At 62.3% G+C, this 17,793-nt stretch carries 21 protein-coding genes; 11 read left to right on the top strand and 10 right to left on the bottom strand.

From position 1 onward, the window contains the following. The first annotated feature begins 109 nt into the window (after nucleotides 1-109). A complete protein-coding gene (gene trpB / locus ACGLWX_RS03925) occupies nucleotides 110-1,327 on the top strand; it encodes a tryptophan synthase subunit beta (RefSeq protein ID WP_396237492.1) in 1,218 nt (405 codons plus the stop codon). Next, nucleotides 1,324-2,175: a tryptophan synthase subunit alpha gene (gene trpA, locus ACGLWX_RS03920; protein WP_396237490.1), complete on the top strand. Its 852-nt coding sequence runs from the start codon at nucleotides 1,324-1,326 to the stop codon at nucleotides 2,173-2,175. The genes trpB and trpA overlap by 4 nt, the downstream gene beginning before the upstream one ends. Here trpA and ACGLWX_RS03915 read toward each other — a convergent pair. The 4 genes from ACGLWX_RS03915 to ACGLWX_RS03900 all read right to left on the bottom strand — a co-directional run bounded on the left by ACGLWX_RS03915 (nucleotide 2,172) and on the right by ACGLWX_RS03900 (nucleotide 5,617). Continuing rightward, nucleotides 2,172-2,906: an SDR family oxidoreductase gene (locus tag ACGLWX_RS03915; RefSeq protein ID WP_396237488.1), complete on the bottom strand. Its 735-nt coding sequence runs from the start codon at nucleotides 2,904-2,906 to the stop codon at nucleotides 2,172-2,174. The genes trpA and ACGLWX_RS03915 overlap by 4 nt on opposite strands. Before the next feature lie 151 nt (nucleotides 2,907-3,057). Further along, entirely contained in the window at nucleotides 3,058-3,711 is a 654-nt protein-coding gene (locus tag ACGLWX_RS03910; protein ID WP_396237486.1) for a type II CAAX prenyl endopeptidase Rce1 family protein, read from the bottom strand. Beyond that, nucleotides 3,699-4,565 (bottom strand): SDR family oxidoreductase, encoded by an 867-nt coding sequence (locus tag ACGLWX_RS03905; RefSeq protein WP_396237484.1) that lies wholly within the window; start codon nucleotides 4,563-4,565, stop codon nucleotides 3,699-3,701. The genes ACGLWX_RS03910 and ACGLWX_RS03905 overlap by 13 nt, the downstream gene beginning before the upstream one ends. Further along, complete coding sequence (locus ACGLWX_RS03900) at nucleotides 4,562-5,617, bottom strand: aldo/keto reductase (protein WP_396237482.1); 1,056 nt, start codon at nucleotides 5,615-5,617, stop codon at nucleotides 4,562-4,564. The genes ACGLWX_RS03905 and ACGLWX_RS03900 overlap by 4 nt, the downstream gene beginning before the upstream one ends. Nucleotides 5,618-5,718: 101 nt before the next feature. Between ACGLWX_RS03900 and ACGLWX_RS03895 the strand changes: the two genes are divergently transcribed. Both ACGLWX_RS03895 and ACGLWX_RS03890 read left to right on the top strand, forming a co-directional pair. Then, entirely contained in the window at nucleotides 5,719-6,372 is a 654-nt protein-coding gene (locus tag ACGLWX_RS03895) for a TetR/AcrR family transcriptional regulator (protein ID WP_396237480.1), read from the top strand. 6 nt (nucleotides 6,373-6,378) lie between these two features. Beyond that, nucleotides 6,379-6,858 carry a YpsA SLOG family protein gene (locus tag ACGLWX_RS03890; RefSeq protein WP_396237478.1) on the top strand — a complete coding sequence of 160 codons (480 nt, stop codon included), beginning with the start codon at nucleotides 6,379-6,381 and terminating at the stop codon, nucleotides 6,856-6,858. Nucleotides 6,859-6,876: 18 nt separating this feature from the next. On the opposite strand, the gene ACGLWX_RS03885 is transcribed toward ACGLWX_RS03890, so the two are convergent. Both ACGLWX_RS03885 and ACGLWX_RS03880 read right to left on the bottom strand, forming a co-directional pair. Continuing rightward, nucleotides 6,877-7,491: a LysE family translocator gene (locus ACGLWX_RS03885; RefSeq protein WP_396237476.1), complete on the bottom strand. Its 615-nt coding sequence runs from the start codon at nucleotides 7,489-7,491 to the stop codon at nucleotides 6,877-6,879. A gap of 21 nt (nucleotides 7,492-7,512) precedes the next feature. Further along, on the bottom strand, nucleotides 7,513-8,343 hold the full coding sequence (locus tag ACGLWX_RS03880; protein ID WP_396237474.1) for a helix-turn-helix domain-containing protein: 831 nt from the start codon (nucleotides 8,341-8,343) through the stop codon (nucleotides 7,513-7,515). 166 nt (nucleotides 8,344-8,509) lie between these two features. Here ACGLWX_RS03880 and ACGLWX_RS03875 point away from each other — a divergent pair, with 166 nt between their 5' ends. The 3 genes from ACGLWX_RS03875 to ACGLWX_RS03865 are packed head-to-tail and all read left to right on the top strand — an operon-like array spanning nucleotide 8,510 to nucleotide 10,090. Beyond that, entirely contained in the window at nucleotides 8,510-9,277 is a 768-nt protein-coding gene (locus ACGLWX_RS03875; RefSeq protein ID WP_396237472.1) for a carbon-nitrogen hydrolase family protein, read from the top strand. Next, entirely contained in the window at nucleotides 9,258-9,641 is a 384-nt protein-coding gene (locus tag ACGLWX_RS03870; protein WP_396237470.1) for an NUDIX domain-containing protein, read from the top strand. Before ACGLWX_RS03875 ends, ACGLWX_RS03870 begins: the two co-directional genes overlap by 20 nt. A 17-nt stretch (nucleotides 9,642-9,658) precedes the next feature. After that, nucleotides 9,659-10,090: a GNAT family N-acetyltransferase gene (locus ACGLWX_RS03865; protein WP_396237468.1), complete on the top strand. Its 432-nt coding sequence runs from the start codon at nucleotides 9,659-9,661 to the stop codon at nucleotides 10,088-10,090. A 10-nt stretch (nucleotides 10,091-10,100) separates the two neighbouring features. Here ACGLWX_RS03865 and ACGLWX_RS03860 read toward each other — a convergent pair whose 3' ends face one another. Next, nucleotides 10,101-11,060, bottom strand: coding sequence for an AEC family transporter (locus tag ACGLWX_RS03860; protein WP_396237466.1), 960 nt, complete (start codon nucleotides 11,058-11,060; stop codon nucleotides 10,101-10,103). A gap of 152 nt (nucleotides 11,061-11,212) precedes the next feature. Here ACGLWX_RS03860 and ACGLWX_RS03855 point away from each other — a divergent pair, with 152 nt between their 5' ends. Next, nucleotides 11,213-12,109 (top strand): LysR family transcriptional regulator, encoded by an 897-nt coding sequence (locus ACGLWX_RS03855; protein WP_396237464.1) that lies wholly within the window; start codon nucleotides 11,213-11,215, stop codon nucleotides 12,107-12,109. A gap of 127 nt (nucleotides 12,110-12,236) precedes the next feature. Here the strand turns inward: ACGLWX_RS03855 and ACGLWX_RS03850 are convergent, their stop codons facing one another. Both ACGLWX_RS03850 and ACGLWX_RS03845 read right to left on the bottom strand, forming a co-directional pair. After that, nucleotides 12,237-12,725, bottom strand: coding sequence for a DUF2938 domain-containing protein (locus tag ACGLWX_RS03850; protein ID WP_396237462.1), 489 nt, complete (start codon nucleotides 12,723-12,725; stop codon nucleotides 12,237-12,239). Further along, the gene (locus ACGLWX_RS03845) at nucleotides 12,722-14,110 is read right to left on the bottom strand and encodes an MFS transporter (RefSeq protein WP_396237460.1); all 1,389 of its coding nucleotides are present in this window, start codon (nucleotides 14,108-14,110) and stop codon (nucleotides 12,722-12,724) included. Before ACGLWX_RS03845 ends, ACGLWX_RS03850 begins: the two co-directional genes overlap by 4 nt. A gap of 72 nt (nucleotides 14,111-14,182) precedes the next feature. On the opposite strand from ACGLWX_RS03845, the gene ACGLWX_RS03840 reads away from it, so the two are divergent. After that, complete coding sequence (locus ACGLWX_RS03840; RefSeq protein ID WP_396237458.1) at nucleotides 14,183-14,650, top strand: helix-turn-helix domain-containing protein; 468 nt, start codon at nucleotides 14,183-14,185, stop codon at nucleotides 14,648-14,650. Between the two features lie 40 nt (nucleotides 14,651-14,690). On the opposite strand, the gene ACGLWX_RS03835 is transcribed toward ACGLWX_RS03840, so the two are convergent. Next, the gene (locus ACGLWX_RS03835) at nucleotides 14,691-15,659 is read right to left on the bottom strand and encodes a putative zinc-binding metallopeptidase (RefSeq protein ID WP_396238172.1); all 969 of its coding nucleotides are present in this window, start codon (nucleotides 15,657-15,659) and stop codon (nucleotides 14,691-14,693) included. A gap of 158 nt (nucleotides 15,660-15,817) precedes the next feature. Here ACGLWX_RS03835 and ACGLWX_RS03830 point away from each other — a divergent pair, with 158 nt between their 5' ends. Further along, nucleotides 15,818-16,378 carry a hypothetical protein gene (locus ACGLWX_RS03830; protein WP_396237456.1) on the top strand — a complete coding sequence of 187 codons (561 nt, stop codon included), beginning with the start codon at nucleotides 15,818-15,820 and terminating at the stop codon, nucleotides 16,376-16,378. A 10-nt stretch (nucleotides 16,379-16,388) separates the two neighbouring features. Further along, nucleotides 16,389-17,732, top strand: a complete 1,344-nt coding sequence (locus ACGLWX_RS03825; protein ID WP_396237454.1) for a carboxylesterase family protein — start codon at nucleotides 16,389-16,391, stop codon at nucleotides 17,730-17,732. The last annotated feature ends 61 nt before the right edge of the window (nucleotides 17,733-17,793 follow it).

The raw sequence follows: 17,793 nt of genomic DNA, 5'->3' as shown, positions 1-17,793 counted from the left end.
CACAGATAACCGCTATCTTATCGATTTTTTGTCCCTCGCGTCTCGGGTAACGTGACGACATCAATGAACGCCTTACCAGGCAACGTCTTTCCAGCCCTTCGAGGTCGCGATGAACCAGCCTTTTACTCCTTCGACCGCCTTGCCCGATGGCAACGGCATGTTCGGCCGCTTCGGCGGGCGCTTCGTGGCGGAAACGCTGATGCCGCTGATCAATGAGCTGCGCGATGAATACGCCGCGGCCAAGGCGGACCCCGAATTCCAGCGACAGCTTGCCTACTTTCAAACCGACTACGTGGGTCGGCCAAGCCCGCTCTATTTTGCCGAGCGGCTCACCGAGCACTTCGGCGGCGCGAAGATCTATCTAAAGCGCGAAGAGCTCAACCACACCGGCGCGCACAAGATCAACAACTGCATCGGTCAGGTACTGCTGGCCAAACAGATGGGCAAGAAGCGCATCATCGCCGAGACCGGCGCGGGCATGCACGGCGTGGCCACGGCCACGGTGGCGGCGCGCTTCGGCCTTGAGTGCGTGATCTACATGGGCACTACCGACATCGAGCGCCAGCAGCCCAACGTGTTCCGCATGAAGCTTTTGGGCGCCAAGGTGGTGCCGGTCACCTCCGGCACCGGTACGCTGAAGGACGCCATGAACGAGGCGCTGCGCGACTGGGTGACCAATGTCGACGACACCTTCTACATCATCGGCACCGTGGCGGGGCCGCACCCGTACCCCGCCATGGTGCGCGATTTCCAGGCGGTGATCGGCCATGAAACCCGCCGCCAGATGCAGGAGAAAGAAGGGCGCCTGCCGGATTCGCTCGTTGCCTGCATCGGTGGCGGCTCCAACGCCATGGGGCTTTTCCACCCCTTCCTTGAAGATGACAGCGTACAGATGATCGGCGTCGAAGCCGGCGGCAAGGGCGTGGCGACAGGCCAGCACGCGGCGAGCCTGAACGGCGGCACTCCTGGCGTGCTTCACGGTAACCGCACCTTCTTGCTGCAAAGCGAGGATGGCCAGATCATCGACGCCCATTCGATTTCGGCGGGGCTCGACTACCCAGGCATCGGCCCCGAGCACGCCTGGCTTCACGAGCAGGGCCGCGTCGAGTACGTCTCGGCCACCGACGACGAGGCGCTCGAGGCGTTTCAGATCTGCTGCCGCGAAGAGGGCATCATTCCGGCGCTTGAAACCGCCCACGCCTTGGCCGAAGTGGCCAAGCGCGCGCCCACGCTACCCCGCGATCACCTGATGGTGGTGAACCTGAGCGGACGCGGTGACAAGGACATGATGAGCGTTGCTCACCATCTAGGAGACAAGTTCCAATGAGCCAAGCCAACTCGACTGACAGCATCTCACGTATCGAGCGCTGCTTTGCCGCACTGAAAGCGCAAGACCGCCCGGCGCTGGTCAGCTTCTTGACCGCCGGCGACCCGAACCCGGATACCTCCCAGCGGCTGCTTGATGGCTTGCCGGAAGCGGGGGTGGATATCATCGAACTGGGCATGCCCTTCAGCGACCCGATGGCCGACGGCCCGGCGATCCAGAAAGCGGCCCTGCGCGCCCTGGACGCAGGCCAGACCCAGGCCAAAACCCTTGCCATGGTGAAGCGCTTTCGCGAGAAGAACCAGGACACGCCGATCGTGCTGATGGGTTACTACAACCCCATCTACTGCTACGGGGTCGAGCGCTTTCTGGAAGACGCCGCCCGGGCCGGCGTGGACGGCCTGATCGTGGTGGACCTGCCGCCGGAGCACGACGACGAGCTTTGCACGCCTGCCGCCCGCCACGGCATCGACTTCATCCGCCTGGCCACGCCCACCACCGATGCCAAGCGCCTGCCGCAGGTGCTGGCCAACGCCTCCGGGTTTATCTACTACGTCTCGGTGGCCGGGGTAACCGGTGCGGGGGCGGCCACGCCGGACAGTGTCGAGCGCGCAGTCGCCGATCTAAAACGCCATACCCGGCTCCCCATCGGGGTAGGCTTCGGTATCCGCACGCCGGAACAGGCCGCGACTATCGGCCGTTTCAGCGATGCGGTGGTGGTGGGCTCAGCGCTGGTGGACCATATCGAGCAAGCCGCGACACCCGACGAAAGCGTGGCGCGCGTGCACGGTTTGGTCCGCGAGCTGGCCCAGAGCGTGCGGCGCTGCCGTGAAGAGGAGGTGGTTAGCTAGACAACGCCGCCATTGGCGCGCAGCGTCTGGCCGTTGATCCAGCCGCCGGCGGGCGAGGCGAGAAACGCCACCACGCTTGCGATGTCCTCGGGCTCGGCCAGACGTTCCAGCGGCGGCATTTTGGCGAGTTTGTCGATCAACTCGTCGGACTTGCCGTCGAAAAAGAGCTTCGTGGCGGTGGGGCCGGGGGCGACACTGTTGACGGTGATCTCGCGTCCGCGAAGCTCCTTGCAGAGAATCGCCCCCAGGGTTTCCACCGCCGCTTTGGTCGCCGCGTACACGCTGTAGTTCTCGAGCTTCAGGCCCACCACGCTGGTCGACAGGTTGATGATTCGCCCGCCGTTCTGCAGGCGTTTGGCTGCCTCGCGCATGGTGTAGATCGAGCCTTTCAGATTGATATCGATGTGGGCGTCGATCAGCGCATCGTCGCACTCGGCCAGCGGCGCGAGCTTCAGAATCCCGGCACTGTTGACCAGCACGTCGAGCCGGCCGTACTGCGCTTCGATCTCGTCGAAGAGCTGGCGCACCGCGTCCGCATTCGCCACATCCGCCTGAAACGCTTTGGCGCTGCCGCCTTGACCCTCGATCTCCTCGACCACCTTCGCCGCTTCATCAAAGCTGTTTGCGTAATTGACGATCACCGTGACGTTGTCGTTGGCGAGCTTTCTGGCAATGCTTGCGCCGATACCGCGCGAGCCGCCGGTGACCAGCGCCACTTTCTGTGCATTCATGCGTTGTCTCCTCCTGATAGGGCATGTCGACCAACAGCTTAGAGCAAATATCGCGCTTTATAGCCCGCCGCGTTCCGGACACTTTCAAAATAAGCCATGAAAGCCGGGGAGAGGCCGGTAAGAGACCGGAGAGAGGCCGGGAAGAGAAAGGTCAGAAGGGCCGGGCCGACGCCTCAGGCGTTAAATACCAGCCGACGCCGGTGACAAACAGCAAAAACCCCGTCAGGCCGTGCAGGGCCCAGGCCTCGACAAGGCCACGCTGACGGTAGGACCAAGCGAACAACAGTCCGCCCAAGAACGTCACAAGCAGCACCACCCAGTTCCAGAACATCACGTGCGCGAGGGCAAACAGCGTGGCATTGAGCAGGATGGCACGGCGGCCCGTCGGCAGGATCGCGGCGTAGCGTCGGAAAAAGAGCGTCCGGTAGATGAGTTCCTGCGGCAGGGCGGACAGCAGCGGATAAGCTACCAGTAACCCCCAGAACACGGATCGTTCCTCGCGCCATAGCCAGAAGGTCGCCCAGGGCTGTAGCCACTGGATGGCGATCCAGCCCGCGATGAACGTCGTCAGCCCTGCGGCAGCGATGAGCAGGGCGCGCGTGTTTTGCCAACCGTGCAGGATCGAAGACCACCGAAAGTCGGGTGTCATGTGCAGGAGAATCAGACCGATCCCCAGAAGCGGCAGGATCGAGGGAAAAAGCTGCCCCGGCGTCGCGATGAAGGCCATCACAACGGGGGCCGCTACGAACAGCGCCCCCATTTCCACTATCAGCCGAAGACGGCCTGGTGATCTCAGGTTCTCCACGACGCCACCGCCTCCTGCGCGAAGTCGCGATAACGCCGCAGCGGATGGCCGATCAGTTGCTCCATCGTGGCAACCGCTTGCGGCGCCGGTACCATCCCTTCTCGCTGGAAGCCGCCGAACATGCGCGTCAGGTCATGGGCCATCCAGGCGGGCATCCGGTCGCGCAGACCGGCCTCGAAGGCGCCGAGGTCAGCCGAGCCGGGGGAAACCTCAAACCCAAGCGCGTCGGTCCAGATCGCCGCCACGTCGGCGGCGGTCAGAACCTCCGGGCCGCACACCTCGATCAGGCTGGCAGGCAGCGGCGCATCGGCCTGATGACGCCGCAGGAGTTCGGCCACCGCGGCATCCGCGATGTCGCGAACGTCGACCATGGCCACGCCGACCTTACCGATCGGCTGAGGAAAGACGCCTTCAAGCAGCGCGTCCTTTGCCGTCAGGTCGTTCTGCATGAAGTAATTGGCGCGCAGAATGGTGGCGGGCAGCCCGGCCGTCCAGATCATCCGCTCGACCAGATGCTTGCTGGCATAATGGGGCGTGTCGACATAGCGGCCTGCGTGGCTGACGGACAGGTAGACGATGCCGCGCACGCCTGCCGCCTTTGCCAGGTTCACGGCCATCATCGCCTGGTTTGCTTCATCCGGACTGACCGATGTCAGCAGAAATAGCGTATCGACGCCTTGTAGCGCCGCCTCGACCGATACCGGGTCGGTCAGGTCGCCCTGAACCGCTGTGACTCCGTCGCGCTCCCCAAGGTGCGCGGGGTCGCGGGTCAGCGCACGGATGTCTGCCCCGTGCAGACGGTCAAGAATTGCCGCACCGACCTGGCCGGTCGCGCCGGTGACCAGGATCGTCATTGGGCACCCCACTGCGTCTCGGGCATCCTGCCGGTCTCCATCAGGCTGCGGCGCGGCCCCTCACCCGAGGCCATCATCCAGCTGGGGTATTCCGGGGTCAGGGCGCTTGCCGCATTCATAGCGGCTAGGTCGTCCTCGGACAGCGCCACCTCGGCGGCCTTCAGGTTGTCCTCCAACTGATCGAGCCGTTTCAGGCCGAGGATCACGCTGGTGACGACCTTCTGGTGCAAGAGCCACGCCAGCGAGATGGCCGCGAGGGTGGTGCCATGCCGCGCAGCGATGTCGTCCATCACGTCCAGAAGCGGCGCGCCGCGCGCTTCGTTCACCGGGGGGAATGGAACGGTGGCGCGGCGGCCTTCATCACTGTTGCGATACTTGCCCGTCAGATAGCCCCCGGCGAGCGGACTGAAGACCATCAGGCCCAGACCTTCTGCCTGCAAGAGCGGGGTAATCTCACGCTCCACGTCGCGCCCGGCCAGCGAATAGTAGCCCTGATAGCTTTGGAACCGCTCCAGTCCCAGACGTTTGGCATCACCAAGCGCCGTGGCCAGCTGCCACGCGGCCCAGTTCGACACGCCGATGTGACGGACAAGGCCCTGGCGGACAAGATCATCCAGGGTGCGCAGCGTTTCCTCGACCGGGGTGGCGGGGTCGAAGCCGTGCAGTTGGTAAAGGTCGATATAGTCGGTATCGAGACGGTTCAGGCTGCCGTGCACCTCGCGCAGGATATGCTGGCGCGAGGCACCGCCATCGTTCGGACCTTTGCCGGTGCCATGCTCGAACTTGGTCGACAGCACAACGTCCTTGCGCGCGATACCGAGCGAGGACAGGGCGCGACCCACGATCTCTTCCGACTGCCCGCCCGCATAGACGTTGGCCGTGTCGATGAAGTTGATGCCTGCATCAAAAGCACGGCGCAGGATCGCTTCGGCCTCGTCCTGCATGACGCCGCTGGCGGCTGCATAAGGGCCGCCGCTCTGACCAAAGGTCATGGTGCCCAAGCACATGTCGGAAACGAAGAGGCCGGTGCGGCCCAGAAGGTTGTAGCGCATGATAAGCTCCGGTTATGATCAAGCCACTCGATAATTTCGATACCAAAAAGTATCGGAACTAAGTGGTATCGGAACCATGTAGTATCGGATTAAAAATGTCAATGACTAACAATGATCTTCCTGTTGCCGCGCGAGGACGCAAACGCGACCCCGAACGTGACGTCGCCATTCTGGAGGCGACGATCGACCTGCTGGCGGAGGTCGGCTATGACGGGCTGAGCACGGCAAAGGTGGCGGATCGCGCGCAGGCCGGGAAAGGCACGCTGTATCGCCGCTGGCCGACGAAAACCGATCTGGTACTGGACGCGGTCGCGCACATGAAGGCGCAACAGATCGACCTGGAAGCGCTGCCGGATACCGGCTCGTTACGGGGCGATCTTCTGGCGATGTTTCGGCCACAGGACGGCGCGAAGGTGGACCGGATATTGCGCGCCATGGCGGGTGTGGTGTCGATGATCAGCCAGGTGCCGGGATTGGCAGACACGGGCGACTACTCGATTTTCGAGCCATGGATCACGGCGAATGCGGTGCTGATGGAGCGCGCCCAAGCGCGAGGTGACATCCCGCCAACGGCAGATATTGCCCTCGCCGCCCAGATCATTCCCTCCATGGCGGCCTATCGCGCCCTGATTCTGAGGGTCGCGATCGATCGTGATCTGCTGGAGCGTCTGGTTGAACAGGTGGTGCTGCCAGCCCTGGGCGAGAGCCCTGCTAATCCGTCGCCCTCGCAAGACGGCATGGGCCAGGACGGATAACGATAGATGCTGGAAAAGATCATCAGCGGCGGCCAGACCGGCGCCGACCGGGCGGCACTCGATGCCGCGCTCGACGCGGGCTTTCCCATTGGCGGCGCCTGCCCGGTAGGGCGGATGGCCGAGGATGGGCCGCTTGGCGCTGTCTATACACTGACGGAAATCGGCGGCGGTTACCGTCAGCGCACCAAACGCAACGTGCAGGACGCCGACGGCACCGCCATTTTCTATAGCGCTTACCCGCGCGGCGGCACCGAGGCGACGGTGCTCTTCTGTATTCGTCAGGCTAAACCTTACAAACTGATCGATATCGACCTGGTAACGTATGAGACGGCAGCTACGCTGCTGGACGACTTCGTGCGCGAGTTCGATGTCCGAGTGCTGAACGTTGCCGGGCCCAGTGCCCATCATTGCACCGGCATCTACCGCTATGTGCACCATTCGACGAGGCTGTTTTTAAGCCACGAGATCGGCACCGATAGACATTAGCCTTGTCTACGCAAACCGCTAGCCTGCCGCAGAGGTAAGCGGCACCCACACGTGCTCGACGCCAATCGACACCGCCACGGCCGCCAGCAGTGCGGCCATGGCGAGGTTGAAGCCTTTCACCAGGTGCGGTTGCTGGATGCGCTGTCCGACAATACGGCCCAGCAGCATGTAGCTGCCGGGGGCGCCGGCGGCAAGCAGCGAAAGCCCCACGGCCCAAACCACCAGGCTCACGCCGTCGATACCCGCCGCCGGAAACTGCAGCGTGACGATGGGCAACACCGCCACCATGGCCTTGGGATTCAAAAGCTGCATCGCCACCCCGTCACGGAAACTGAAAAGCTGCGTGGGCGCGTCATCGGTTTCGAGTTCTGCGCTGGCGCGGGCGATCTTCCAGGCGAGATAGAGAATATAGCCGCAGCCCAGCGCACTGAGCACCACAAGAATCTGGCCGTCGATCCACGCAGCACCGGCGAAGCCCAGTACCACCAGGTAGAACAGCATCGCGCTGCCCACGCCCAGGCAAAAGCCAATGGAATATTTGGCCTGGCCATTGATGCCCAGATTCAGGCCGAGCAGGTTCACGGGCCCGGGCGTGTACATGACGCCCAGCCCATACAGGATGATTCCCAGCATGGTAAAACCTCGGAGGGGGATTTAGCGTGAAATATCGCGCCGGTACTGGCTCGGCGTCATACCGTAGATACGTTTGAAGCGGCGGTTGAAGTGGCTCGTGTCGGCAAAGCCGAAGCGCTGCGCTACCTCGTTAGTGGCAGCGCCCGTGTCTAGCGCCGTGCGCGCCGCGTTGATACGGCAGTTGATCACGTATTGGTGTGGCGTGATGCCGTAGTGCTGGCGAAACAGGCGCAGGAAGTGGTACTTGGAAAGATGCGCCGCCTGGCTGATCTCGTCCAGGGACATGTCCCGCTCCAGGTGAGCATGAATGTAGGCTTTCGCCCGGTGGAGCAGCGTTTCCGGCCGGGTAGGGCGTGGCACGGTATTCGAGGTGCCGCCCAGTTGAACTGTGCGCTCCACCACCCGGTAAAGCGCGCTTTCCTGGTCGATGCAGCTTCCCGCGCCTTGGGTTACTAGCCTCGCCAGCTCCAGAATATCGCCCTTAAGCCGGGCATCCTGAATCAGCGTGTTCGGCGAACGAAACCCTGCCTTGCTTTCATGACCCAGCACCTCGGCGTAAAGCGGCGCCACCTGTTCCGGATGAACGTAGAGCATCAGGTAATCCAGCGTATCCTTACCGCCGGGCTGGCCGTCGTGCACCTCCTCGGGGTTGAACACGATCACATTGCCCGGCGGGCTCTGGTGAAACTGCCCGCCGCTGAAGAAATCCTGCCGCCCGGCCAGGGTCACGCCAAAGGCGTACTCTTCGTGGGCATGGCGGTCGTAGCTGAAATCCTCCATCGCCGCGTGCAGCACGGTCAAACTCGGTACGTGCTGGCTCTTGATGAATTCAAATCGGCTGGCGTTTCGCATACCGCGCTCCTCGTCTGTCACCCGGTAAGCTTAAGGCAGGTGGCCGCTCGAATGCTTGTACAGAATTGCTCAATACCCGTCGTTGGTTTTGTCAAGATCAACCGCTAAAGTGATGTGCGCTAGCCATGGCGGGTAGCGGCTTTATTTTTGTGGCAGTGAGGACGCAATGAGCACAGGTAATATAACGATTGGGTTAGCCCAGATCCCCGTGTCAAAAGGAGCGATAGAAGAAAATTTGGCAACGCATGTGGCGTACATTGAGCGTGCGGCGCAGTTGGGGGCAGACCTGGTCGTCTTCCCGGAGCTTTCGCTGACTGGCTATGAGCTCGAGTTGCTGGAGGCGCTTGCGTTGTCGAAAACCTCCGAGGTGTTCGACTCACTTGCTAAGACGGCCGCTCGTCACGCGATCGTGATCATTGCAGGGTGTCCTCTGATTAACGAGGAGGGGAAGCCGAGCATTGGGGCCGTGATCTGTTTCCCCGATGGCCGACGTGAGTTCTATAACAAGCAGTACCTGCACGAAGGCGAGGATGTTTATTGCTCGGCGGGCAACCAGCACTGCCTGTTTAGCGTCAACAATACGCGCATCGCGCTGGCGGTATGCGCCGACTTCGCCAACCCCGCCCATATCGAAGCTGCCGTTGCCCAACAGGCGCAGGTGTATATCGCCAGTGCTCTGATATCCGAGACGGGTTATGAAGCCGATACCAAGTTACTGGCCAGCATGGCAAAACGTCATCACCTGCCGGTGCTGCTTTCCAACCACATATCCACCACTGGCGGCTGGCTAACCTGCGGCAACAGTGGTGGCTGGAATAGAGAAGGCGAACTGACGGTAGCAGCCAATGGCACCGAGCCGGACTTGGCGCTATGCCATATCCACCAAGGGCAACTGTACAGCGGCCAAGAGAACCATGTTTCCAGTCTCCATTAAAGGCGTACTGCTGTTGCCTTCAAGCGAAGTAGTGCTGGCGCTCAACGATCGAAACGAATGGGAGTTGCCCGGCGGACGCATTGAAATAGGCGAAGGCTCCGCCGAGTGCATGATCCGAGAGTTCCAGGAAGAGCTGGATGTCGAGGTGACAGCCTTGGGGATCATCGACAGCTACCTGTTCGAGGTTATTCCTAGCAAACACGTGTTCATCGTCACCTACGGCTGTGCGCTAGCAGGTGAGTTCGCCCCCCGAGTGAGCGCCGAGCATTCGCGCATCGCCACCTTCGATGCCAACACACTGCCGGCCAATCTGCCGCCGGGGTATGCGTGCTCGATCCACACTTCCTTCACCGCCACCCACTGACTTTCTGGATGCCCCCCATGCACTACCGCCCCATGACCCTCGACGACTACGCCGCCGCCGTGGCGCTTTGGCAGCAAACGCCGGGCGTGCGCCTGCGCGACGCGGACTCCTTCGAGGGCATCACGCGTTACCTTGCGCGCAACCCGGGGTTGAGTATCGTGGCCGAGCAGGGCGGGGAGATCATCGGCACGATCATGGCGGGCCACGACGGCCACCGTGGGTTCATCCAGCACCTGGCGGTGGTCGAGCAGCAGCGCAAGCAAGGCATCGGCAGCGCGCTGGTCAGCCGCTGCCTGGATGCCCTGCGCTCGGAGGGCATCGACAAGGCGCACCTGATGTTGCTGGTGGATAACGACGCCGGCAAACGCTTCTGGCAACGCCTGGGCTGGCAGTTTCGCACCGATATCGAGCTTCACTCTTTCGTGTTGAGCGAGAGCCCCAGCGCTTGAAACGCCCGGCCTAGCGGCTCATCCATCCCAGAACGAGCGGTAGCGTCACGAGCGACACCAACAGCGACACGATGATCGCCAGCGACACCGTTTCCTGGCGGTAGTCGTATTTCTTCGCAAACACGTAGACCCCGGCGCCGATGGGCTGCGCCGCCATGACCACTGCCGCGGCGAGCCACAGCGCGTTATCATTTGCCATGCCGAACAGATACACGCCGGCAAGCCAGGTAACGAGCGGCTGCAGAACGATCTTGAGCAGCAGCATGGGCGCGACGACCCCCAGCGCCTCGCGCGTCACGTGCTCTTGAACGTTCAACCGCGAGAGTCCTAGCCCCAGCGCGAAAAGTGCGGTGGGCCCCGCGGCGCTGCCCAGAAAGTCGGCGAACGTGGCCAAGAATTCGGGCACCGGCACCCCCAGAAGCACGAAAACGAGACCGGCGAGCACCGAGACGGTCAGCGGGTTGGTGAAGGTCGCCTTGAAGGCTTTCCAGAGACTCGCCGCCGCCGAGGGCCGGGCGGCGTGCGCGCGGCCAGCGAACAGATCCCAACTGATGATGACCGCCATGATGGCGGGAATGTTGTGCAGGATGGTCGCGATGGCGGCGGGCAGGGCGGCTTCAGGCCCCAAGGCGGAGATGAGGATGGGCACGCCCATGTAGCCGGTCGTGCCGTAGCAGGCGCCCATGCTCAGAATCGACGAGCGGGGCAGGCCAACGCCGCGGGCGCGGGCGATGAACCCGGCGAGCAGATAGACCACGACGATGCCCAGCAGCGAAGCGCCGATAAAGCCCCACTGCGCAAGCTCCGAAAGCTCGGCACGGGCGATGGCCAGAAAGAGCAGCGCCGGTAGTGCGACGAAGAGGACGTAGTCGTTGATCAGCTTGTCGGCATTGCCGCTTTCCGGTTTCACCTTGCCAAAGCCGTAGCCCAGCAAAATGACCATGAAGATGGGGACGACGATCATGAACATAGGGTTTTCTCTTGATGGATGGAGGCGTCGGGTCAGCGCTTGGCGCGGGAAACCCGGCGACTCGATTCTTCCGTCACATCGGCTATTTGTTAAATGAATTATGGCCTGCTTATAATCGACAAAATCGATTGCGGTGTTTAGGCGGGGCTTGAATGGCAATGACGGAGCAGGACGAGCAGCGACTGAATGAGCGCGGCATTACGCTGGAGCAGCTGCGCACCTTCGTGTGCATTGCCCAGGAAGGCGGCTTTGGGCGGGCAAGCGAGGTGCTGGCGCGCACGCAGTCAACGCTGAGTGCTGGGCTCAAGCGGCTGGAGGAGGACGTGGGGTGTCGGCTAATCGAGCGCCGCCAGGGCCACGTGATCGGCCTGACCGACGAGGGGCGACGGCTGCTGCCCGCCGCCCGAGACATTCTTCAGCGCACCAGCCGGGCGATCGGCGCGCTGAAAACGCCTTCACTGGAAGGCCGCATCGCACTCGGTGTGCCGGACGACTTCGCCATCCACAACCTGCACCGGGTGATTTCGCTCTGTCTGGCCGAAAACCCGGGGCTGCGCGTCGAGGTGACGGCGGCCTCGTCCAGCGTGCTGTCGCACATGATGGATGAGCAGCGCTTGGACGTGGTAATTCTCAAGGGCATCGCCGGTCAGCCGGTGGTGTCGAGCGCCGAGCGCGTCATTCAGGTGGAGCCGCTTTACTGGGTGAGCGCCGGGGCGGCGCATTTCGACGAGATGGGCGAGGTGCCGCTGGCAACGTTCATGGAGGGCTGCGTGATTCGCCAAAGCGCGGTGGCCGCCCTTAACGCGGTGGGGCGGCCGCACTATTTTGCCTACGTCAGCGGCTCTTTCGATAACGTCAAAAAGGCGGTGGCGAGCGGGCTGGGCGTGGGCATTCTGCCCCAAAGCGCGCTGACGGACGAGCTGGTCGTGCTCGATGAAGGCAACGGCGTGCCGACGCTGCCCGCCATCCAGCTGGTGCTCAGCACCTCGAACTCCCGCGAACTGTGCGAGCGCTTCGCCGGTTATCTTGGCCGCGCGCTTTTGGAGTAACGGCGCGTCTTTACATGATGATTCGCGCAATCTTTCGCTTTGCTCGTTTACCAGCGGCGCCGAACGCCGCGCAGTGCCCGATAAGACGCCTCGCGGATCCGCGTGAGACGCGATGTGTATATCGGGTTCAAACAATGAAACGGTAGCCCCACGCTGCAATCCATAGGCCAACGCCATAACTTACGTGTGCCAAAACGCTGCGTCTTCTAGCTATGTTGGGAGCAGGCGTTTTACGTGCGGCCAGGCCCGCCCCCATACCTGGCTGCAAAATGAGAAAAGGGGCCAGGACCGTTACCGCGCCAAAAACCAGTGCAGGCACCAGCTTTGGGTGTGCCAGCCACTGCGTGCCCGCAATTATCAGAAAGATCAGTGCAAAGGCGATACCGATCACGTAGTGCGTGAGCCACCCCAAGGCACGCTCTGCCTCAATAGCCGGACTTTGAGCAATGGATCGATGAATCAGGATGGCGCTTGGCAAGTGGCCCAGCCAGCGCCCGACCAGCGCGTAGTTCAGCGAAGGAATTCCTAATAGCCGCTTTTGCAGTAATGCGAGGATGTCCATGAACGCTGTTGCGCCCAGACCGAGTATGAAAGCGTCCACCAGAAGGCTCTTCATTTTTGAGCTCCCGTAACGGTTCTTCCAACTATCAAAAGCGCCCCTAGCGAGAGCAGCAGGAAGGCCGTGCTTGCCGCCAGAAAAACCAGCATCCAGCCGGCCTCGATATCGGCACGCAGCGCCGTTAGCGTCATGAAAGCGGCCAGCCCAGCGGTGGGTCCAAGCTCCATGGCGGTATTCATGACACCGCCAGCAAGCCCCATGCGTGCTGGCGGGACGCCCTTCGTCATCAATACCGCTGAGGCTGCAAAGGTAAGTGAAGTGCCCGCAGGTAACAGTAATAAACCGGGCAATATATCGAACAGGTAATTCTGGCTGAAGCCTGACAGCGACCAAAGCCCGGTAGCTGCCAGCAGTAGCCCAAGCACCATGGCGTGCCAAGCGCCTAACCGTGTAACGAGATAGCCAGAAGGGGCACCACCTAATACTAAAATGGCGAGAAAGGGTGTCATGGCACCGGCCGTTTCCAGTGGGCTCCACGCTGGCTCTCCTTGAAGATAGAGCGCCAGAATGAAGGTCACGAGCCCCATGCTGGCAGCAGCCAGAAAGATGCCCAAAGCGCCAACCACACGCTCTTTATTACACATAAAATCGATTGGCAGCAAAGGGGACGCTATTCGACGCTCATGCCAAATAAAGCTCACCAGTGAAGCAGCCCCCGATAACAGCGCGACGAGAACGAGAGACGAGGTCCAGCCGGTTTCACCGCCTATAGCCAAACCATACCCGCCTGCCGATAGCCCCAATAGCACGAGCAAGGCGCCGGGTAGATCCAGCGGTTGGTCTCGGTGCCGGCGCGTCAAGGAAGGTAACACGCGTTGGGTCATCAGCAAGGCGATGGCTGAAACGCTACCCGGTACAAGAAACATCCAACGCCATGAAACCCAAGTGGTGATCACGCCTGATAGCACCGTTCCGGCAGCGGCGCCCAGTACCGAAATGCCGCCCCAACGTGCTATGGCGCGCTCGAAGTCGTCAGCACGTGGAAACAGCCCAGCGACCTGTGCCAGCGCTGCAGGAGCGACCATGGCTGCGTCAACTCCTTGTAACCCCCGCATGGCAACAAGAAGTTCGAAGAAAGGCGTCAGAGCCGACCCCAAAGAAGCGATCCCAAAGATCCAGAGACCTGTTCGTAAAACAGGCGTGCTACCAAAGCGATCGGTTAGATTGCCGCCAAGTAGCAAGAGTCCGCTATAGGGCAAGCCATAGGCGATTTGAAGCACGAGGAGATCAGCAATTTCAAGACCGAAATCGCTGGCGATCAAAGGCAGGGGAACGGCGATCAAAGTGATGGTGAATATGAGTGTGGCCTGAATGATGGCGAGTAGGGTAAATGCCGGGCCGCGTTCGAAGTCTTTTGGATTACATGGAGGGGAGGGAGTCATCTTATCGATTTCCTTGAAGCATCTACTGAAGATCAGTAGCCTATTACTTCAAGTCGACTTTAGGTCAAGGCCGTGCTCGATATTTCCGAACTCTCTCAACAAAGCGGTGTTCCTGCCTCGAAACTTCGCTACTACGAAGAAGTGGGGCTTATTCAATCCGTGGGCCGCAAAGGACTACGCCGAGTATTCGAAACGCGGGTGATCACACGTTTATCGCTGATCGCTCTGGCGCAGACGGCCGGGTTCTCGCTGACTGAGATACGAGACATGCTGGGCGACGAACGCCGGCCAGAAATCGATCGTGAGAAGGTCAGTGCCAGAGCCGACCAGTTGGATCGCCACATCAAGGAAATGATCGCGCTTCGCGATGGCTTACGGCACGTGGCGAATTGCACAGCCCCCAGCCATATGGAGTGCCCCACGTTCCAACGCCTAATGCGTATTGCTCAAACACGCCAAACAACCAGGACGCATGGGCAGAATAAAGCGAAGGCGGGTAAAGGGAGCCGCTCAGACAAGTTGTCGTTTAAAAAAGCTTGAGCCATGCGCCGCAATAGAGCGGCGCATGACGATAAAAACGTTAGAGCCCCTGCGCCCCCCGGCGCAGCCAGCCGTGCACGAACGCGAGTTTCTCGAGCGTGACTTCGGTCAGCATGAAGGGGTAGACATCCGACAGCCCCATCGCGCGGTTGACGTGGTTTACACCGGCGATCAGGGCGGTGGCGATATGGATCAGCCGCTCGGCGTCCGGCTCGGCGTAGGCGTCCCACTTGTGGTCGCGGGGCAGCTCCGGTGAATCCATGCCCGAGGAGACGAAGCTGTCGGTGATGTCGGTCAGGTGCAGAATGTGCGAGACGGTTTCCGCCCAATCTTCATGAGGGTGGGCCGAGGCGTAGGTCGAGACGAACTCCTTGCGCCAGTTCTCCGGCGGGCCTTCGTTGTAGTGGTGCTGGAGCGCCTCGCCGTAGTCGGCGCGCTCGTCGCCGAACATGTCGCGAAACGCTTTGAGAAAGTCTTCACGCAGGCTCAACCGCCACCACAGCATGTGGGCGATCTCGTGGCGCATGTGGCCGATCATGGTGCGGTAAGGTTCGTCCAGCGCCTCGCGCCGGGTGGTGACCAGCACCGGGTCGGCCTCGGCGATGCTGATCGTCACCACGCCATCCACATGGCCCATCATGACCGGCTTTTTGCCCTCCGCCAGCAGGTGGAACACCGGCGGCGCGCCCGGGTCTTCCGGGCGAAACCAGTTCCAACGGCCCAGGTTGTCGATCACCCAGCGCTTGGCGGCTTCGGTTTGTGCCCAATTGGCGGTGGCGTTGGGAATGCTCGGGTCCGGCGCCACGGCGGTCATCGCGCAGGCGCGGCAAAGCTGGCCTTTTTGCGGCGCAATCCAGTTGCAGCCGATCACCTCGCGATTGGCGCAAAACGGCGGCATGGGGATGAACGCGCGGGCCTGCGGGTCGTAGGCGACCGGCACGCCGTCCGCCGTGGTCAGGTTGTCGAACCACAAGGAGCCGGCACCGACCGGATTGGAGAAAACGCGCATGGGCAGGGCACTCAAAAGGCAGAAGCCTTGAGTCTAGGTAGTGATCGACCAAGGCGTCCAATAAAGAATGCGCCCGCGCCCGCCGTTTTGTCAGCCTGGCGCAGCCACGCTAAGATAACGCTTTCATTCCCGGTCGATGACCATCACTGGACGCGCCCATGAACGAACTCACGCCGCTGATCGACACGCTCTACCGCCAAGCCAAACAGGGCGAATGGCCGCGCGTGCTCGACCAGTGGCAGGCGTTTCCAGTGCTGGCCCGGCGCTGTAGCCGTTATCGAAAGGCGGGATCGAACTGGGGATTTCTGCATCAGGCCGCTTATTTCGGCCGAGAAGACGCCAGCCGCGAACTGCTTCGCCTCGGCGCGTGTCTCGAGGCGCGCACCCACGAGGGCGAAACGCCCGACGCGATCGCAACCCGGCGCGGCCACACGGCGCTTGGCGAGTGGCTGGCCCAGGCCGCACCCAAAGCGGGCGGCCACTGGAAAGCCCCAACTGATCCGGACATTCACCCCGCCAGCGGCCACTGGCACCCGTGCCAAACGCGGCGCGCCGAACAAGGCCTGCTGGTCGGCTATGGTGACAGCGTCGTCGCCATCGACGCCGGGCAGCGCTACTTCGTCGACGCATTCGAGCGCGTGCTGGTGGGCTGGCACGGCACTTTTGATCCGCCGATGGACATGGGCGGCTGGCCGCTGGTCAACGAAGACATTGATTAACAGGATGCCCATGCCGACGACCGATACCCTGCAAGACGCCCCACGCTTTACCGCCCCCGCCGGCGAGATCATCGGCTGGACTGACCGCGGCGCGATTCGCGCCACCGGCATCCGCTACGCACGCGTTGAGCGCTTCTGCCCGCCGGTAGACGAGCCGCCTTCAAACGAGCCCATTCACGCCACCGAATGGTCGCCCGCCGCGCCGCAGAATATCGTGCCGGAGCTCAACCACGCCCTGGGCGTAAGTGCCGGCGAGTTCGTCGTTAGTGAAGAGGCGCTACACCTGTCCGTGACGCTGCCGGAAAGCCCCGCCAGCACGCCGCGCCCGGTCATGGTGTGGATCCACGGCGGCTCCTACGTGTTCGGCACGGCGGATCTGCCGGTCTTCGACACCCGCCCGCTGGCGCTTGAAAACGATGTGATCGTGGTGGGAGTGAACTACCGGCTGGGGCTGTTGGGGTTTCTCGGCGGGGAAGGGCGCCCGGCGAACCTGGGGCTGCTCGATCTGATCTCGGCGCTTCGATGGATTAACACCAACATCGAAGCCTTTGGCGGCGACCCCGACAACGTGACGCTGTTCGGCCACTCCGCCGGGGGCGACGCGGCGGCGCACCTGATGATTGCCGAAGGCGCCGAAGGCCTTTTCCAGCGCGCCATCATTCAGAGTGCGCCGCTCGGCATCAGCCGGGGGCGGGCGAAAATGAACGCCAGGATGTTCGAGCAGGCCGGCGCAGCCACCGACGACATGCCGCTGGGCGAGGTGCTTGCCCTGCAAACGAAGGTCGTCAAGACCGCTCAGGGCTTTGGGCTTAAATCCGCTATGCCGTTTTCGACCCAGTACGGCCACTACCCGCTGCCCCAGGAGAAGCAGGCGCCCGCCGCCTGGCAGCGTGCGGCGGCGAATATCGATGTGTTCATCGGTACCACCTGTGAAGAAACCGCGCTGTTTCTGGTCATGTCGCCGGGGCTGACGCGCCTGCGCCACATGCCGCTTCTGGGCGCGCCGCTCACCGGCGCCATGGTCGCTGCCACCACGCGCAAGGTCTACCGGTATGACGCCCACGCCTTTGCCCGCCGCCACGCCAAAGCCGGTGGCCGCGCTTTCATTTACCGGTTCGACTGGAACAAGGGCCGCGCCCCCTATGGCGCCGCCCACACGCTGGAACTTCCGCTGCTGTTGGGCGAGCCGCACAGCTGGCGTGATGCGGATATCGTCAAGGGCGTGGCGGAGGACGAGCTTCACGCCTGCGGCCAGCGCCTGCGCACGCTCTGGGCAAACTTCGCCAGAAGCGGGCAGCTGCCGGAGAAGGGCGAGCTGGAGCCTAAGCTACTGGCGTGGTGGAAGGCGCGGTAATGGCGCTGTTGTTGAGGCGCTGGCGTTGATCGAGTTCGATGAACTCACGCACCACCGCAGG

Source organism: Halomonas sp. HMF6819 (genome assembly GCF_044335525.1).
Classification (GTDB): Bacteria; Pseudomonadota; Gammaproteobacteria; order Pseudomonadales; family Halomonadaceae; genus Vreelandella.
The sequence above is the reverse complement of the archived record's forward strand: the minus strand, read 5'-3'. Positions and strand labels throughout refer to the sequence as shown.

Excerpts from the sequence above, each read along its gene's own strand:
- trpB (WP_396237492.1), top strand. The coding sequence starts at position 110 with ATGAACCAGCCTTTTACTCCTTCGACCGCCTTGCCCGATGGCAACGGC.
- trpA (WP_396237490.1), top strand. The coding sequence starts at position 1,324 with ATGAGCCAAGCCAACTCGACTGACAGCATCTCACGTATCGAGCGCTGC.
- ACGLWX_RS03915 (WP_396237488.1), bottom strand. The coding sequence starts at position 2,906 with ATGAATGCACAGAAAGTGGCGCTGGTCACCGGCGGCTCGCGCGGTATC.
- ACGLWX_RS03905 (WP_396237484.1), bottom strand. The coding sequence starts at position 4,565 with ATGACGATCCTGGTCACCGGCGCGACCGGCCAGGTCGGTGCGGCAATT.
- ACGLWX_RS03900 (WP_396237482.1), bottom strand. The coding sequence starts at position 5,617 with ATGCGCTACAACCTTCTGGGCCGCACCGGCCTCTTCGTTTCCGACATG.
- ACGLWX_RS03895 (WP_396237480.1), top strand. The coding sequence starts at position 5,719 with ATGACTAACAATGATCTTCCTGTTGCCGCGCGAGGACGCAAACGCGAC.
- ACGLWX_RS03890 (WP_396237478.1), top strand. The coding sequence starts at position 6,379 with ATGCTGGAAAAGATCATCAGCGGCGGCCAGACCGGCGCCGACCGGGCG.
- ACGLWX_RS03885 (WP_396237476.1), bottom strand. The coding sequence starts at position 7,491 with ATGCTGGGAATCATCCTGTATGGGCTGGGCGTCATGTACACGCCCGGG.
- ACGLWX_RS03880 (WP_396237474.1), bottom strand. The coding sequence starts at position 8,343 with ATGCGAAACGCCAGCCGATTTGAATTCATCAAGAGCCAGCACGTACCG.
- ACGLWX_RS03875 (WP_396237472.1), top strand. The coding sequence starts at position 8,510 with ATGAGCACAGGTAATATAACGATTGGGTTAGCCCAGATCCCCGTGTCA.
- ACGLWX_RS03870 (WP_396237470.1), top strand. The coding sequence starts at position 9,258 with ATGTTTCCAGTCTCCATTAAAGGCGTACTGCTGTTGCCTTCAAGCGAA.
- ACGLWX_RS03865 (WP_396237468.1), top strand. The coding sequence starts at position 9,659 with ATGCACTACCGCCCCATGACCCTCGACGACTACGCCGCCGCCGTGGCG.
- ACGLWX_RS03860 (WP_396237466.1), bottom strand. The coding sequence starts at position 11,060 with ATGTTCATGATCGTCGTCCCCATCTTCATGGTCATTTTGCTGGGCTAC.
- ACGLWX_RS03855 (WP_396237464.1), top strand. The coding sequence starts at position 11,213 with ATGGCAATGACGGAGCAGGACGAGCAGCGACTGAATGAGCGCGGCATT.
- ACGLWX_RS03850 (WP_396237462.1), bottom strand. The coding sequence starts at position 12,725 with ATGAAGAGCCTTCTGGTGGACGCTTTCATACTCGGTCTGGGCGCAACA.
- ACGLWX_RS03845 (WP_396237460.1), bottom strand. The coding sequence starts at position 14,110 with ATGACTCCCTCCCCTCCATGTAATCCAAAAGACTTCGAACGCGGCCCG.
- ACGLWX_RS03835 (WP_396238172.1), bottom strand. The coding sequence starts at position 15,659 with ATGCGCGTTTTCTCCAATCCGGTCGGTGCCGGCTCCTTGTGGTTCGAC.
- ACGLWX_RS03830 (WP_396237456.1), top strand. The coding sequence starts at position 15,818 with ATGAACGAACTCACGCCGCTGATCGACACGCTCTACCGCCAAGCCAAA.
- ACGLWX_RS03825 (WP_396237454.1), top strand. The coding sequence starts at position 16,389 with ATGCCGACGACCGATACCCTGCAAGACGCCCCACGCTTTACCGCCCCC.